We start from the raw sequence: 14,434 nt of genomic DNA, 5'->3' as shown, positions 1-14,434 counted from the left end.
CCGCAGGTGATAGACGGCGCGAGCGGGACTGTTTTTTGTAGGAACGAGCTTGCTCGTGAACTACCGATATGGCCGGTCTGCACCGTGCTAGCCCGGTAGGATGGGTGGAGCCTAAGCGATACCCATGCTGTCTTCACGCGGGAGTGATGGGTATCGTTGCGCTCCATGCCATCCTGCGAAGAGCGGCCCGGTGCCGGACAGCAGAAAGAAAAAAGGCGGCAAGCCGGGGTAGGGCTTGCCGCCAAGGCGTGGAACTCTTCGATCAGGCCTGCTGGGTAGCGCTCAGCTGGTATTCCTCGCCGGCGTAGTAGGCGCGTACGCGGCGGTCCATCACCACGCGCCAGAGTGGTGGGAATAGCGCCAGGACGATCATTCCGGCGTAGCCGTTGGGCAACTGCGGGCTCTCATCGAAGTGGCGCAGCACCTGATAGCGGCGCTTGGCATTGGCGTGGTGGTCGGAATGGCGCTGCAGGTGGAAGAGGAACAGGTTGGTCAGCAGGAAGTTGCTGTTCCAGGAGTGCTCGTGGGTGGTTCGCTCGTAGCGCCCTGTGTCCAGGCGGCGACGGTGCAGTCCGTAGTGCTCCACGTAGTTGACGATTTCCAGCAGGGTGAAGGCCATCACCGACTGGCCGATGAAGTACAGCGCGCCGATCCAGCCGAAGGCGACGCTGAAGCCGACCAGGAACAGCGCACTGATCACGTACCACCAGATCAGCTCGTTGCGCCAGTGCAGCGCCGGCAGGCCCTTGCGCTTGAGGCGCTCGCTCTCCAGCTTCCAGGCGTTGAGGAAGTTGTGCTTGTAGGCGTGGGGCAGGAAGGCGTAGAGACTCTGGCCGTAGCGCGAGGACGAGGCGTCCTCCGGCGTTGAGACATGCACGTGGTGGCCGCGTACGTGTTCTACCTTGAAGCCTGCGTAGCACACCGCTGCCAGCAGCAGGCCGCCGGCGTTCTGCTCCAGTTGCGGGTCCTTGTGGATCAGCTCGTGGGAGACGGTGATGCCGATGGCGCCCATGACGGTGCCCACGGAAAGGATCCAGCCGAGCTGGCCAACCCAGTTCCAGGCGTCATAGGTGGCCAGCACCCAGCCGCCGTAGACCAGCATGCCCAGCAACAGCGGCACGGTCAGCAGGCTGAGGAAGCGGTAGTAGCCCTCGCGCTCCATGGGCGGGACTTCCTCCACCTCGTCGGGGTTGGCCGGGTCGCGGCCGACCACGAAGTCCAGCAGCGGGATCACCCCGAACACCACGGTGATGACCAGCCAGGCCCAGGCGTTGGGATAATCGCTACCGAACGACCACCAGTAGCTGACGGGAATGCCGAAGACCGGGACCAGCCAGATCCAGTAGCCGGCTTTCTTGAGACGCAACATCCAGGCAGGGGAAAGGAACAAAGCGAACATGGACGACTCCCGATACGTCTCTTGTGTAGGATTGTCAGACAATCCTGCGCCTGTTCCTCCCGATGGATGCACCAACCTTTGTTCTGTCGTCCCTCCTGGGCGGGGGATGGCGGGGTAACACCCTGTGTTACACTTCGCGTCCGCAGTAGCCCCTCGAAAGCGCCCCGATTCTTAAGGACAACCATGACGTTCAAGGCCCCGGACAGCCTGGCTGAGCAGATCGCGCATCATCTTGCCGAACGCATCATCCGGGGCGAACTCAAGGAGCGCGAGCGCATCCAGGAACAGAAGGTCACCCAGACCCTCAACGTCAGCCGCGGCTCGGTCCGCGAGGCGCTGCTGATCCTCGAGCGCCGCCACCTGGTGGTGATCCTGCCGCGCCGGGGGGCGCAGGTGTCCGAGCTGTCCGCAGCGCACGTGGAAAGCCTCTACTCGCTGGTGATGGAGCTGTACATCATGCTCGCCAGCAGCGTGGCGCGGACCTGGCGCGAAGAAGCTGACCTGGCACCCTTCATGGCGATACAGCGGCGCCTGCTGGACGAGCTCGAGCGCGGCGACATCAATGCCTTCGTCGAATCCAGCTTCGACATCATGCGCGCTGCCTTCCCGTTCGCCGCCAATCCCTACCTGCAGGAAACCGTGGAAAATCTCCTGCCGGCCATCAGTCGCACCTATCATCTGGCCCTGGAGCGCCGCAAAGGCGAGATGAGTCAGTTCATCGGCAGCTTCGAAAACCTGCTGCGCGCGGTGGTGGGCCGCGATGAGGCGGGTATCCGCGAGGTCCTGCTCGACTACGGTCGGCACAACAGCCAGCTGGTTCTGGCTGCACTGGCAGAACGATAAGCTCTCAATAAGAGACGGACGGGGGAAGAGGGCTCATGCGGCTCAAGTGCATCAAGCTGGCAGGCTTCAAGTCCTTCGTCGACCCGACGACGGTCAATTTCCCGAGCAACATGGCGGCCGTCGTCGGCCCCAACGGTTGCGGAAAGTCCAACATCATCGACGCCGTTCGTTGGGTGATGGGTGAGAGTTCGGCGAAGAACCTCCGTGGCGAGTCGATGACCGACGTCATCTTCAATGGCTCCAACACGCGCAAGCCGGTGACCCAGGCATCCATCGAACTGGTGTTCGACAACTCCGACCAGACCCTGCTCGGCGAATACGCCAGCTATGCCGAGATTTCCATCCGCCGCCGCGTGACCCGCGACGGCCAGAACACCTATTTTCTCAACGGCACCAAGTGCCGGCGCCGTGATATCACCGACATCTTCCTCGGCACCGGCCTTGGGCCGCGCAGCTACTCGATCATCGAACAGGGCATGATCTCCAAGCTGATCGAAGCCAAGCCCGAGGATTTGCGCAACTTCATCGAGGAAGCCGCCGGCATCTCCAAGTACAAGGAGCGCCGCCGCGAGACCGAGAACCGCATCCGCCGCACCCAGGAAAACCTTGCGCGCCTGACCGACCTGCGCGAAGAACTGGAGCGCCAGCTGGAGCGCCTGCACCGCCAGGCCCAGTCGGCGGAGAAATACCAGGAATTCAAGGCCGAGGAGCGCACCCTCAAGGCACAGCTCGGCGCCTTGCGCTGGCGCGACCTGAACGAGCAGGTCGGGCAGAAGGAAAAGGTGATCGGCGACCAGGAAGTGGCCTTCGAGGCGTTGGTGGCCGAGCAGCGTAGCGCCGACGCCAGCATCGAGCGCCTGCGCGACGGCCACCATGAGCTGTCGGAAACCTTCAACCAGGTGCAGGGTCGTTTCTATTCCGTGGGGGGCGACATCGCCCGCGTCGAGCAGAGCATCCAGCATGGCCAGCAGCGCCTGCGCCAGTTGCAGGACGACCTGCGCGAGGCCGAGAAGACCCGCCAGGAAACCGAGTCCCACCTGGGCCACGACCGCACCCTGCTCGCCACCCTGGGCGAGGAGCTGGAGCGTCTCGCCCCGGAACAGGAAATCAGCGCCGCTGCCGCCGAGGAGGCTACCGTCGGGCTGGAAGACGCCGAGCAGCGCATGCACGACTGGCAACAGCGCTGGGATGCCTTCAACCAGCAGAGCGCCGAACCGCGTCGCGAGGCGGAAGTTCAGCAGTCGCGCATCCAGCACCTGGAGCAGAGCCTGGAGCGCCAGGGCGAGCGTCAGCGCCGCCTGAGCGACGAGCGCACGCAACTGGCCGCCGATCCGGAAGACGCCGCGATCCTCGAGCTGGGCGAGCAGGTCGCCGCCATCGAATTGCTGCTGGAGGAGTCGCAGATCGAAGAGCAGGAGCTGGCCGAGCGCCTGGAGCGCGTGCGCCAGTCCCTGCAGGAAAGCACCGCCGCGCAGCACCAGGCGCAGGGCGAGCTACAGCGTCTGAATGGCCGCATTGCCTCGCTGGAGGCGCTGCAGCAGGCCGCGCTCGATCCGGGCGACGGCACCGCGCAATGGCTGCGCCAGCAAGGGCTGGAACAGCGGCCGCGCCTCGCTGAAGGCCTGCGCGTACAGGCGGGCTGGGAACTGGCGGTGGAAACCGTGCTCGGTGCCGACCTGCACGGCGTGCTGCTGGACGACGTGAAAGGGCTGCCATTCGACGCGTTGGAGAAAGGCGAACTGCGCCTGCTCGACCTGGCTGCTGGTGCCGTTTCGCGGCCTGGCAGCCTGCTGGGCAAGGTCGAGACGAATGTCGACCTGAGCTACTGGCTGGGTCGCGTGCGCCCGGTCGAAACCCTGGAGCAGGCGCTGGCCCAGCGAGCTTCGCTAGGTGATGGCGAAAGCCTGATAAGCCGCGACGGCTACTGGGTGGGCCGGAACTTCCTGCGCGTGCGCCGTGGTGAGTCCGCCGATGGCGGTGTGCTGGCGCGTGGCCAGGAGCTGGAGCGCCTTTACGCCGAGCGCGAAACGCTGGAGCAGCGCCTCGCCGAGATCGACGAACAACTGGCGCGCCTGCGTGACGAGCAGCGTCAGGCTGAGGAAGGTCGTGATCAGGTGCGTCGCCGCCTGCAGGACGAAGGTCGCCGCCAGGGTGAGCTGAAGGCGCAGCTGTCCGCGCAGCAGGCCAAGGTCGAGCAGCTGACTCTGCGCCGTCGACGTCTGGACGAAGAGCTGGCAGAGCTGGCCGAACAGCATGCCGTCGAGCAGGAGCAGCTGGGCGAAGCGCGCCTGAGCCTGCAGGAAGCGCTGGACGCCATGGCCGTGGACACCGAGCGTCGCGAATCGCTGCTCGCCGAGCGCGACGGCATGCGCGAGAAGCTCGACCGCATTCGCCAGGAGTCCCGCCAGCACAAGGACCACGCCCATCAGTTGGCTGTGCGCGTGGGCTCCCTGCGCGCCCAGCACGAATCCACCCGCCAAGCGCTGGAGCGCCTGGACAGCCAGGCCGTGCGACTGGTCGAGCGTTGCGAGCAGCTCAACCTCAATCTGGAGGAGGGCGCCGCGCCGCTGGAAGAACTGCGCATGCGCCTGGAAGAGTTGCTTGACCGGCGCATGGCGGTGGAGGACGAACTCAAGCACGCGCGTCTGGCGCTGGAAGATGCCGACCGCCAACTGCGCGACGCCGAGAAGCGCCGCACCCAGGCCGAGCAGCAGTCGCAGCTGTTGCGCGGCCAACTGGAGCAGCAGCGCATGGAATGGCAGGCCCTGAGCGTGCGACGCAAGTCACTGCAGGAACAGCTCCATGAGGATGGCTATGACCTGCACGGCGTGCTGGGCACCTTGCCCGTTGACGCTGCCGAGAAGGTCTGGGAAACCCGCCTGGAAGAACTGGCCGCGCGCATCGGTCGCCTGGGGCCGATCAACCTCGCGGCCATCGAGGAATACCAGCAGCAATCCGAGCGTAAACGCTACCTGGATGACCAGAACGACGACCTGGTGGAGGCGCTGGATACCCTGGAAAACGTCATCCGCAAGATCGACAAGGAAACCCGCAACCGCTTCAAGGAAACCTTCGACCAGATCAATGCTGGCCTTCAGGCATTGTTCCCCAAGGTTTTCGGCGGCGGTCACGCCTATCTGGAACTTACCGGCGAGGATCTACTCGATACCGGGGTGGCGATCATGGCGAGGCCGCCGGGCAAGAAGAACAGCACCATCCATCTTCTGTCCGGTGGCGAGAAGGCCCTGACCGCTCTGGCGCTGGTGTTTGCGATCTTCCAGCTGAACCCGGCACCGTTCTGCATGCTCGACGAAGTCGACGCGCCGCTGGACGATGCCAACGTCGGCCGTTATGCGCGGCTGGTGAAGGAGATGTCGGAGAAAGTGCAGTTCATCTATATCACCCACAACAAGATCGCCATGGAGATGGCCGATCAATTGATGGGCGTGACCATGCACGAACCGGGATGTTCGCGTCTGGTGGCGGTGGATGTGGAAGAGGCTGTTGCGCTCGCTGAAGCGTGATCGTCCAAGCGAACTTGAGCTATGCTGGCAAGATGCTTTGTTTCAAGCCTAAGGCATTGATTTGATTGGGGTAGGATTCGGCTGAGGCACTCAAGCGGCAGCCGCTATGAAAAGTTGCAAAGAGTGCGGCGGAGTGTCGCCTCAGACAGTGTAAAGTTATGTGAGAGCGTGTTAGCTTAACGCCCACTTTTGTATCGCGTGGAAAACATCAGTCAGAACATGAAGTTGGCTCCACGTTTTCAAGGGATAGGATGTCCTTTTCTTCATCATCATTTTTTGTTCAGGGGCTACGGGATTAGATGGATATCGGTCTGCGCGAATGGCTGATCGTCATTGGGCTCATCGTCATCGCCGGCATTCTGTTCGACGGTTGGCGTCGCATGCGGGGTGGCAAGGGCAAGTTGCGTTTCAAACTGGATCGCCAGTTTGCCAACCAGCCCGATGACGGGGACGAAACCAACCCGGAATTGCTCGGGCCTTCCCGGGTAGTCGACCATCGCGAGCCGGAGCTCGACGAGGAAGACCTGCCCAAGGTCAGTGCCAAGGAGTCCCGTGGCAAGCGCCGCGGCGAGCCGCGCCAGGGCGACCTGAACCTGGACGACCCGGCGCCGAACCTGCTCGGCCCATTGGACGAAGAGGATTTCCCCAATCCGCTGGACGACGTGCCGGCAGAGAAGGACAAGGCGAAGAAGGACCGCAAGAAGGACAAGGAGCGCGCTGCTCCCGCCGCTGCGGCTCCGTCGGCGCCACAGGCACCGGTTGATGAAGTGCTGATCATCAACGTCATCAGCCGCGACGAGAACGGCTTCAAGGGCCCGGCGCTGCTGCAGAACATCCTCGAAAGCGGCCTGCGCTATGGCGAGATGGACATCTTCCACCGCCATGAAAGCATGGCCGGCAACGGTGAAGTGCTGTTCTCCATGGCCAACGCGGTCAAGCCGGGTACCTTCGATCTGGACAACATCGACCAGTTCAGCACCCGCGCAGTGAGCTTCTTCCTCGGCCTGCCGGGCCCGCGCCATCCCAAGCAGGCGTTCGACGTGATGATCGCCGCCGCCCGCAAGCTGGCCCAGGAGCTCAATGGCGAGCTGAAGGACGAGCAGCGCAGCGTGATGACCGCACAGACCATCGAGCACTACCGTCAGCGCATCATCGATTTCGAGCGACGCGCCCTGACCCAGAAGCGCTAAGCTTTCCGCACGCTGCAAATGAAGCCCCAAGCGACCCTTGGGGCTTTGCACTTCTAGCCGCAACCTATTGCCGCCCGAGATTCCCGCATGACCGATTCCCAGATCGCTGCCGAACGCATTGCCCAGCTGCGCAGCGAGCTCGACGACCACAACTACCGCTACTACGTGCTCGACGAGCCGAGCGTGCCGGATGCCGAGTACGACCGCCTGTTCCGCGAGCTGAAGGCGCTGGAAGCCGAGCATCCCGAACTGATCACTCCCGAATCGCCGACCCAGCGGGTCGGCGGTGCGGCTGCCTCCGCATTCGGCGAAGTGCGTCACGAAGTGCCGATGCTCAGCCTGGGCAACGCCTTCGAAGAGCAGGACCTCAACGATTTCGACCGCCGAGTGCGTGAGGGGCTGGCGGACCAGTTGCCGGCATCGGACCTGTTCGGTGGCGGCGCGGAGGTGGAGTACAGCTGCGAGCCCAAGCTTGATGGTCTGGCGGTCAGCCTGCTGTACGAGAACGGCGTGCTGACCCGTGGCGCTACGCGCGGCGACGGCACCACCGGAGAGGACATCAGTGTCAACGTACGCACCATCCGCAATGTGCCGCTGCGCCTGAAGGGCGAGGGCTGGCCGGCGGTGCTGGAAGTGCGCGGCGAGGTCTTCATGTCCAAGGCTGGCTTCGAGGCGCTTAACGAGCGGCAGATGGAAGCCGGCGGCAAGACCTTCGCCAACCCGCGCAATGCCGCGGCCGGCAGCCTGCGCCAGCTGGATTCGAAGATCACCGCCAGCCGCCCGCTGGAGTTCTGCTGCTACGGTTTCGGCCGTGTCGAGGGTGGTGCGCTGCCCGGCACTCAGGTCGATATCCTCGAAGCCCTCAAGGGCTGGGGCATCCCGATCAGCCGCGAGCTGAAGCTGGCCAAGGGCGTCGAAGGTTGTCGCGCTTATTACGAAGACATCGGTGCCCGCCGCGACAGCCTTGCCTACGAAATCGACGGCGTAGTGTTCAAGGTCAATCGCATCGACTTCCAGCGTGAGCTGGGCTTCCGTGCCCGCGAGCCGCGCTGGGCCATCGCTCACAAGTTCCCGGCTCGCGAAGAGTTGACCGAATTGCTGGACGTGGAATTCCAGGTCGGCCGCACCGGCGCGGTAACGCCCGTGGCGCGCCTCAAGCCGGTCCAGGTGGCTGGCGTAACGGTGTCCAACGCCACGCTGCACAACATGGACGAGGTCGCCCGCCTGGGCCTGATGATCGGCGATACCGTGATCATCCGCCGTGCCGGCGACGTGATTCCACAGGTCATGCAGGTCGTCACCGAGCGGCGCCCGGCGGATGCGCGTCCGGTGGCGATCCCCACCCAGTGCCCGGTCTGCGGCTCGCAAGTCGAGCGCACCCAGCTGGTCAAGCGAAGCAAGGGCAGGGAGTCGGTCAGCGAAGGTGCCATCTACCGCTGCGTCGGCCGGCTTTTCTGCCAGGCGCAGCTCAAGCAGGCGATCATCCACTTCGTCTCGCGCCGCGCCATGGACATCGACGGCCTGGGCGACAAGATCGTCGAGCAACTGGTGGACAAGGGGCTGGTGAAATCCCCGGCCGACCTCTACACCCTGACCTTCGAGCAAGTCATCGAGCTGGAGGGGTTCGCCGAAGTCTCCACGCGCAACCTGCTCGCCGCCATCGCGGAGAGTCGCAAGCCGGCGCTGGCGCGCTTCGTCTTCGCTCTGGGTATTCCGGATGTGGGTGAGGAAACCGCCAAGCTGCTGGCGCGCTCCCTGGGCTCCCTGGCGCGCATCCAGAAGGCGTTGCCGGAGGTGCTCACTTACCTGCCGGACGTTGGCGGCGAAGTGGCCTACGAGATCCACAACTTCTTCGATGACGAGCACAACCGCAGCGTGATCCAGCAATTGCTGGAGCGCGGTATCGAACTGCAGGACGAAGGTGGGGTGTCCGCCGAGTTCGCCGCTGTCGCGACGCTGGCGGGCTTCATTGACAAGCTGAACATCCCCTTCATCGCCGCCACGGGCGCCGAAAAGTTGGCTGATCGCACCGGCAGCCTCGACGCACTCATCACCCTCAGCCAGGACTGGCTGGACCTCAGCACCCTCAAGGGCGTGAACGAGAAGGCCAAGCAGTCGGTGCGCGAGTACTTCGCCGATGCTGCTCGTGTCGAGCGCGCCAAGGCCGTCGAAGCGCAGTTGGCGGAGTTCGGCATGCACTGGCGCAGCGAGCGCAAGGTCGTCGAAGGCCTGCCGTTGGCCGGCCAGACCTGGGTGCTCACCGGCACCCTGGAAGCCATGAGCCGCGACATCGCCAAGGAAAAACTGGAAAGCCTCGGCGCCAAGGTGGCCGGCTCCGTCTCCGCCAAGACCCACTGCGTCGTTGCCGGACCGGGAGCGGGTTCAAAGTTGGCCAAGGCCCAGGAACTTGGCGTCGCCGTGATGGACGAAGAGCAGCTGATCAAGCTGCTGGCCGATCACGGCATCGGCGCCTGACAAGCCTTTCTTCCGATCAAAGAATCAAGATCAACGCATCAAGGAGTTACTTTATGCCCATGACCAAGGACCAACTGGTTCGCGATATCGCCGAATCCCTCGACCTGACCCAAGCCGCCGTGCGCGGCGTGTTCGAGCAACTGGCGCAGATCGCCCAGGACGCCCTGGAGAATGACGGTGAGCTGACCCTGCCGGGTATCGGCAAGCTCAAGGTCACCGAACGCGCTGCCCGTACCGGCCGCAACCCGCAGACCGGCAAGACCATCGAGATCGCCGCGAAGAAGGCCGTGCGCCTGGTGCCTGCCAAGGCCCTGGTCGACAGCCTGAACTGATCGGCAGGCCTGTTCCGACCTGTGTGTTGCAAAGCAGGGCGGGGCGGGCCATCGGTTGACGGAGAGCAAGATGGACAAGGCAAGAAAGCAGCGCCTGCTCGGCGTCGGGGCACTGGTAGTGCTGTTCGGGGCTTACGTGGCCTGGACCGAGCGCCCGCAGATCGTCCTTCACTATGAAGGCGTGGGCGGGCCGGCGGTGAGCTACAGCTTCAAGGAAAACGGCGAGGAGAGTCTCGCGGGCGAAATCAAGCCAGGCGAAGCACGCGCCTTCCCGCTGCGTCTGCTGCGTTCGGGCGAGTACCGCGTGGCCTTCCAGTTCCACCAGGGGGCGGAGCGCTACTCCACCTTCAGTACCCGTCCGGGCTACAGCAAGATGGATCTGTTCATCGGGCCGAACCTGGAAGTCTCCACCCAGCCTCGGCCCGAAGGATTGCTCCAGGGACAGTGACGCCCGTTACAGGTACTCAGCCACCAGCACGAGGTGATGCGCGCCTGCCTCGTCCTTGGCGCGAATCATCCCGGCGACGTTGCCATTTGGCGCGCTGAGTATCTCCACGGCACGACCCTGGCTGTCGGTGAGGCGGTAATGCGCCGCTGGCTGATTGCCTCGGGGCTCGTTCAGTCGCAGGTCCACCGACTGTTCGCAGTGACTGGCCACTATCCGGCCGCTGGAGTTGCTGGCTTCGCTCACGCTGATCTGGCAGGTAGGCTCGACGACGGCGCCGCGAAAGGTGATGGTGCCGCTGCTGGCTGCCTGCAGCGGGCCGCAGAGGGCAATGGCAAGTAGCGCAGCAGAGCTCTCGATCATTCGCATTTGAACACTCCTTGCATGGAAGGCGCGCCTCGAACGGGCGGACTCATCCACTGCTTCGGCACGTGGCGAGGAAGCTTGAGTGGCCTGGTGGAAAAGCCCCTCAGGCTGCGATGCGGATCAAAGGAAAGAGCGTAAGTGCTTGAAGTGCTTGTAACTTGCGCTCAAGCCGCTACAATGGCGCGGCTCGCTGATCTGGCGAGCTCTCGCGATGGTGGCCCTGTCGGTCCCCCCGCAACGATTACTCGCTTACCTGGTCAGGTCCGGAAGGAAGCAGCCAAGGCGGGGACATTGTGTGCCGGGGTGTGGCTGGCGGGGCCGCCTCCATTTCGGGGTCAGTAAAAGTCGTGGCCCCCATCCTGTTGATGCATCCGCCGCCTCAGCGGTAGTGATCCAGGATCTGCTCAATCTTCCCCGACGCCTTGATTTTCGCCAGTACCGAGAGCACCTCGTCGGCACGGACTTCGGGCGCATCCAGCACCATGCACGACAGCGGCGTTTCCTCGATCACGCTGGCGATTCTCAGACGTTCCGCTTCGGGTAGTTCGCGGTTGAACCAGTTCAGCGCAAACTCGCTGCTGATCGCGTACTGATAGCGGCCGATGCGCAGCTTCTTCAGCACCAGCTCCTGGTTGCGCGCGTCGTCGCGGCTCAGCCAATGGCTGTCCAGCAGTGGCTGCAGGCGCGGGTAGTGATAGCCCAGCACAGTACCGACGGATTGGCTGGGCAGGGTTTCCAGCTTGTCGGCCGGGGCATCGCGGACGACCAGCAGGTCGCGCTGCACCATCAGCGGCGCGGTCCAGCGGTAGTCATTGAATTCATGCTCGATCCAGGTGCGCGAGACATAGCAGCGTACGTCCACTGAATGGCTGAGCAGTGCCTGTTCGATACGAGCACGGGGCACGATATGGAAGGCAGCGGGCCGGCCCAGTTCGCGCGCCGTTTCCTTGAACAGCTCGAACATGATGCCGCCGGTCAGTTCGCCGTTCTCGATCTGCGCCAGCGGCATTGCCCAGCTGTCGACCACCGCAAAGCGCAGGGGACGGTCGTCGGCCTGGGCGAGGGTGGCGGTCAGCAGCAGGGCGGTGGCGAGGAAGCGCATCAAGGCTCCGTTGATGGCAGAAGGACAACACAATGCCGTGTAGCCCGGCCCTTGCCAAGATGCGATAGCGACCGGTGCGGACATCGGGTGCAATTTACGGTCCGCTTCGCTAGGATTAGCGCACTTCTGCTTACCCGTCGCGATGGATTTCAATGAGTTATCAGGTTCTTGCTCGCAAATGGCGTCCGCGCTCGTTCCGCGAAATGGTCGGCCAGACCCATGTGCTCAAGGCCCTGATCAATGCGCTGGACAACCAGCGCCTGCACCACGCCTATCTGTTCACCGGTACCCGTGGCGTGGGCAAGACCACCATCGCGCGCATCCTCGCCAAGTGCCTGAACTGCGAGACCGGTGTCAGCTCGACTCCCTGCGGGCAGTGTTCGGTGTGCCGAGAGATCGATGAGGGGCGCTTCGTCGACCTCATCGAAGTGGACGCCGCCAGCCGCACCAAGGTCGAGGACACCCGCGAGCTGCTCGACAACGTGCAGTACTCGCCGACCCGCGGGCGCTACAAGGTCTACCTGATCGACGAAGTGCACATGCTCTCCAGCCACAGCTTCAACGCCCTGTTGAAGACCCTGGAGGAGCCGCCGCCCCACGTGAAATTCCTGCTGGCCACCACTGACCCGCAGAAACTTCCGGTGACCATTCTCTCGCGCTGCCTGCAGTTCTCGCTGAAGAACATGCCGCCGGAGCGCGTGGTAGAGCATCTCACCCACGTTCTGGACGCCGAGAACGTGCCGTTCGAGGACGATGCTCTGTGGCTGCTCGGCCGCGCCGCCGACGGTTCCATGCGTGATGCCATGAGCCTCACCGACCAGGCCATTGCCTTCGGCGAAGGCAAGGTGCTGGCCGCCGACGTGCGCGCCATGCTCGGTACCCTGGATCACGGGCAGGTCTACGGCGTGCTTCACGCACTGCTGGAAGGCGATGCACGCGCGCTGCTGGAAGCCGTCCGCCACCTGGCCGAGCAAGGCCCGGACTGGGGCGGCGTGCTGGCTGAAATGCTCAATGTGCTGCACCGTGTGGCCATCGCCCAGGCGCTGCCCGAGGCGGTGGACAACGGCCAGGGCGACCGCGACCGCGTGCTGGCATTGGCCCAGGCGCTGCCGGCCGAGGACGTACAGTTCTACTACCAGATGGGCCTGATCGGCCGCCGCGACCTGCCGTTGGCGCCCGATCCCCGTGGTGGTTTCGAGATGGTGCTGCTGCGCATGCTGGCGTTCCGCCCGGCCGATGCCGACGGCGCGCCCAGATCGCCACTAAAGGACCTGGGGATCAGCAAGGCCACGGCTGATTCCAACCCTAACCCAGTGGCCGGCGCCGCCGTTGCAGCGCCGGTTGCAGCCATTGCTCCGCCGCCTGTTACGCCCGCACCTGTAGCTCCGGTTGCCGAGGTTGCCCCGACCGTTGCCGCGCCGCAGCCTCAGGCGGCTCCGGCTCCGGCTCCGGCTCCGGCTCCGGTGGTGGAGACTGCGCCTGTTGCCGCTCCTGCCCCGGTCGTTGAAGCGGCTCCCGCGCCGGTTGAAGCGCAGCCGGAAGTGGTCGTCGCAGCAGAGCCTGTTGCTCTGGCCATCGAGCCGCAGTCGCCGGTTGCCGAAGCGCCTGTCGATCTGCCGTGGGACGAACCCTCCGCACCGGTTGCCGCCGCTCCCGCACCGCTCGAGCCTGCAGCACCTGCACCTGCACCTGCACCTGCACCTGCACCTGCGCCCGTAGCGGCAGAGCCAACTCCTGTGCCGGTGGCTGCTCCCGCACCCGTCGCGGCCGAAGCTCCGGCCGATGACGATGACCGCGACGAAGAGCCGCCACCCGCCGAGGACTACTACGAAGTCGACATGGAGTCCTACGGCTACCTCGAGAGCGAGGCGCCGCAGGAGCAGGCCGAACCGGAGCCCGAGCCCGCCGCCATGCCCGCGACCGGCCTTGCCGCCGAGTGGTTGGACCTGTTCCCGCGCCTGGGACTGGCCGGCCTGACCGCCAGCATCGGCGCCAACTGCACGCTGGTGGCGGTGGATGGCGACAACTGGCACCTGCACCTGGACCCGGGCCAGAGCGCGCTGTTCAACGCGACCCAGCAACGTCGCCTGAACGATGCGCTGAACCAGTTCCACGGGCGCACTCTGACGCTGCAGGTCACCCAGCAGAAGCCCGAGCAGGAAACCCCGGCCCAGGCCGCCGCGCGCAAGCGCGCCGAGCGTCAGCGCCAGGCCGAGGCGTCGATTGCTGCCGACCCGTATGTGCTACAGATGAAGCAACAGTTCGCCGCGGTGGTCCGCGACGGTACTATCGAACCCCTGGAGGCCAAGGCTTGAGCCTTGGCCGACGACTGAACGAATCGAGGAACTCGAGATGATGAAAGGTGGCATGGCCGGCCTGATGAAGCAGGCCCAGCAGATGCAGGAAAAGATGCAGAAGATGCAGGAAGAGCTGGCCAACGCCGAAGTGACCGGTCAATCCGGCGCCGGCCTGGTGAGCGTGGTGATGACCGGTCGCCACGACGTCAAGCGTGTCTCCCTGGATGACAGCCTGATGCAGGAAGACAAAGAAATCCTCGAAGACCTGATCGCCGCCGCGGTGAACGACGCCGTGCGCAAGATCGAGCAGAACAACCAGGACAAGATGTCCGGCATGACCGCCGGTATGCAACTCCCGCCCGGCTTCAAGATGCCTTTCTGATCCAGGCATCCTGCTGACCTGTAGGAGCGAGCTTGCTCGCGAACGCTCTTCTGGCCCTGGTGGCTGGGCGGGCTTCGCG

Annotated in this window: 11 protein-coding genes and 1 other RNA gene; 9 read left to right on the top strand and 3 right to left on the bottom strand. The window is 64.5% G+C overall.

The window, feature by feature from the left end; genetic code table 11:
- Positions 1 to 262 precede the first annotated feature (262 nt).
- Positions 263 to 1,399: an alkane 1-monooxygenase gene (locus tag FAS41_RS09990; RefSeq protein WP_138521741.1), complete on the bottom strand. Its 1,137-nt coding sequence runs from the start codon at positions 1,397 to 1,399 to the stop codon at positions 263 to 265.
- Positions 1,400 to 1,582: 183 nt separating this feature from the next.
- Between FAS41_RS09990 and FAS41_RS09985 the strand changes: the two genes are divergently transcribed.
- The 6 genes from FAS41_RS09985 (at position 1,583) to FAS41_RS09960 (ending at position 10,211) form a co-directional block, all read left to right on the top strand.
- Positions 1,583 to 2,242 carry a GntR family transcriptional regulator gene (locus tag FAS41_RS09985; protein WP_138521739.1) on the top strand — a complete coding sequence of 220 codons (660 nt, stop codon included), beginning with the start codon at positions 1,583 to 1,585 and terminating at the stop codon, positions 2,240 to 2,242.
- Between the two features lie 35 nt (positions 2,243 to 2,277).
- Entirely contained in the window at positions 2,278 to 5,766 is a 3,489-nt protein-coding gene (gene smc / locus FAS41_RS09980) for a chromosome segregation protein SMC (protein ID WP_138521737.1), read from the top strand.
- 299 nt (positions 5,767 to 6,065) lie between these two features.
- Positions 6,066 to 6,956 (top strand): cell division protein ZipA, encoded by an 891-nt coding sequence (gene zipA, locus FAS41_RS09975; RefSeq protein ID WP_138521735.1) that lies wholly within the window; start codon positions 6,066 to 6,068, stop codon positions 6,954 to 6,956.
- A gap of 87 nt (positions 6,957 to 7,043) precedes the next feature.
- On the top strand, positions 7,044 to 9,431 hold the full coding sequence (ligA, locus tag FAS41_RS09970; protein WP_138521733.1) for an NAD-dependent DNA ligase LigA: 2,388 nt from the start codon (positions 7,044 to 7,046) through the stop codon (positions 9,429 to 9,431).
- A 53-nt stretch (positions 9,432 to 9,484) separates the two neighbouring features.
- Positions 9,485 to 9,763 carry an HU family DNA-binding protein gene (locus FAS41_RS09965; RefSeq protein ID WP_138521731.1) on the top strand — a complete coding sequence of 93 codons (279 nt, stop codon included), beginning with the start codon at positions 9,485 to 9,487 and terminating at the stop codon, positions 9,761 to 9,763.
- Between the two features lie 70 nt (positions 9,764 to 9,833).
- Positions 9,834 to 10,211, top strand: coding sequence for a hypothetical protein (locus FAS41_RS09960; protein WP_138521729.1), 378 nt, complete (start codon positions 9,834 to 9,836; stop codon positions 10,209 to 10,211).
- A 6-nt stretch (positions 10,212 to 10,217) separates the two neighbouring features.
- Here the strand turns inward: FAS41_RS09960 and FAS41_RS09955 are convergent, their stop codons facing one another.
- Positions 10,218 to 10,577: a type 1 fimbrial protein gene (locus FAS41_RS09955; protein WP_138521727.1), complete on the bottom strand. Its 360-nt coding sequence runs from the start codon at positions 10,575 to 10,577 to the stop codon at positions 10,218 to 10,220.
- Positions 10,578 to 10,795: 218 nt separating this feature from the next.
- On the opposite strand from FAS41_RS09955, the gene ffs reads away from it, so the two are divergent.
- Positions 10,796 to 10,892: signal recognition particle sRNA small type (gene ffs / locus FAS41_RS09950), an RNA gene on the top strand.
- A gap of 61 nt (positions 10,893 to 10,953) precedes the next feature.
- On the opposite strand, the gene FAS41_RS09945 is transcribed toward ffs, so the two are convergent.
- On the bottom strand, positions 10,954 to 11,676 hold the full coding sequence (locus tag FAS41_RS09945) for a substrate-binding periplasmic protein (RefSeq protein WP_138521725.1): 723 nt from the start codon (positions 11,674 to 11,676) through the stop codon (positions 10,954 to 10,956).
- Positions 11,677 to 11,828: 152 nt separating this feature from the next.
- Here FAS41_RS09945 and dnaX point away from each other — a divergent pair, with 152 nt between their 5' ends.
- Positions 11,829 to 13,991 (top strand): DNA polymerase III subunit gamma/tau, encoded by a 2,163-nt coding sequence (dnaX, locus tag FAS41_RS09940; RefSeq protein ID WP_138521723.1) that lies wholly within the window; start codon positions 11,829 to 11,831, stop codon positions 13,989 to 13,991.
- Positions 13,992 to 14,028: 37 nt separating this feature from the next.
- Positions 14,029 to 14,355, top strand: a complete 327-nt coding sequence (locus tag FAS41_RS09935) for a YbaB/EbfC family nucleoid-associated protein (RefSeq protein WP_045209089.1) — start codon at positions 14,029 to 14,031, stop codon at positions 14,353 to 14,355.
- Positions 14,356 to 14,434: the final 79 nt, after the last annotated feature.

This window comes from Pseudomonas nicosulfuronedens, assembly GCF_005877905.1.
GTDB lineage: Bacteria > Pseudomonadota > Gammaproteobacteria > Pseudomonadales > Pseudomonadaceae > Pseudomonas > Pseudomonas nicosulfuronedens.
The sequence above is the reverse complement of the archived record's forward strand: the minus strand, read 5'-3'. Positions and strand labels throughout refer to the sequence as shown.

Bases quoted from the DNA above. Each gene is read 5' to 3' on its own strand.
- FAS41_RS09990 (WP_138521741.1), bottom strand. From the start codon at position 1,399: ATGTTCGCTTTGTTCCTTTCCCCTGCCTGGATGTTGCGTCTCAAGAAA.
- FAS41_RS09985 (WP_138521739.1), top strand. From the start codon at position 1,583: ATGACGTTCAAGGCCCCGGACAGCCTGGCTGAGCAGATCGCGCATCAT.
- smc (WP_138521737.1), top strand. From the start codon at position 2,278: ATGCGGCTCAAGTGCATCAAGCTGGCAGGCTTCAAGTCCTTCGTCGAC.
- zipA (WP_138521735.1), top strand. From the start codon at position 6,066: ATGGATATCGGTCTGCGCGAATGGCTGATCGTCATTGGGCTCATCGTC.
- ligA (WP_138521733.1), top strand. From the start codon at position 7,044: ATGACCGATTCCCAGATCGCTGCCGAACGCATTGCCCAGCTGCGCAGC.
- FAS41_RS09965 (WP_138521731.1), top strand. From the start codon at position 9,485: ATGCCCATGACCAAGGACCAACTGGTTCGCGATATCGCCGAATCCCTC.
- FAS41_RS09960 (WP_138521729.1), top strand. From the start codon at position 9,834: ATGGACAAGGCAAGAAAGCAGCGCCTGCTCGGCGTCGGGGCACTGGTA.
- FAS41_RS09955 (WP_138521727.1), bottom strand. From the start codon at position 10,577: ATGCGAATGATCGAGAGCTCTGCTGCGCTACTTGCCATTGCCCTCTGC.
- FAS41_RS09945 (WP_138521725.1), bottom strand. From the start codon at position 11,676: ATGCGCTTCCTCGCCACCGCCCTGCTGCTGACCGCCACCCTCGCCCAG.
- dnaX (WP_138521723.1), top strand. From the start codon at position 11,829: ATGAGTTATCAGGTTCTTGCTCGCAAATGGCGTCCGCGCTCGTTCCGC.
- FAS41_RS09935 (WP_045209089.1), top strand. From the start codon at position 14,029: ATGATGAAAGGTGGCATGGCCGGCCTGATGAAGCAGGCCCAGCAGATG.